Raw genomic sequence first — 849 nt, forward strand, 5'->3', positions numbered from 1 at the left:
GTATTGGTCACATCTAATTGAACCGTCACCGGCTGTGCATCGGTTACTTCGTCATTGACAAGCCGTACATGCTTGATCGCAAAAGTGGTGTAACTAAGACCAAAACCAAACGGAAACGCCACCGGTACTTTTGCCTTATCGAAGTAACGATACCCGATATAGGAACTTTCTACATAAGGAACCGCGCGCGTGTGTTTGTCATAAATCTCAGCTGACACAACGTCTTGATAGCGCTGAGGATAGGTTTCGGCTAACTTGCCACTGGGGTTGACTTGACCAGTCAGTACCCGTGCGGTTGCCGTTCCAATATGCTCCCCGCCTAAATATAAATTCAAGATCGCCTGTACCTGATCTAACCATGGCATCTCAACCGGTGCTCCGGCGACCAATAAAACAATGACATGCGGATTAATCGCTGCAACGGCCTGAAGCAAGTCGTTTTGTACTTTTGGCAGGGCCATGTTCTTCCGGTCAAACCCTTCTGATTCATAGTTATCGGGTAACCCGGCAACAAAAATAACCTTGTCGTGCGTCCGCGCTAATTCCAACGCTTGGGCAGTTTTCTCTTGATCAACTTCATCATCAAGTCGATACCCGGCTGCGAAATCATAAGTGAGCCCGGCCTGTTTGATTCCGGTCAAAATCGACACTTGTTCAGCTGCTTGAATATGGGAAGAACCTGCACCTTGAAAGCGGGTTTCCTTGGCCATCTCACCAACAACCGCTAATGATTCACTGGTCTTCAATGGCAAAATGTGGTCATCATTTTTTAGTAACACAATGGCATTTTCCGCAATTTTCTGCGCTAACTGAGCATTTTGGTGTAATAAGGCTTCACGCGTACCATGG

1 protein-coding gene is annotated in these 849 nt (G+C 47.1%); it reads right to left on the reverse strand.

Annotation, left to right across the window (positions count from 1 at the left end; all coding sequences use genetic code 11):
- Nucleotides 1-849 (reverse strand): glycoside hydrolase family 3 protein (locus ACWPVL_RS11725; RefSeq protein WP_454389189.1); only part of this gene is annotated, 849 nt, incomplete at both ends.

The sequence above is a fragment of the Streptococcus sp. Marseille-Q8145 genome, assembly GCF_965112035.1.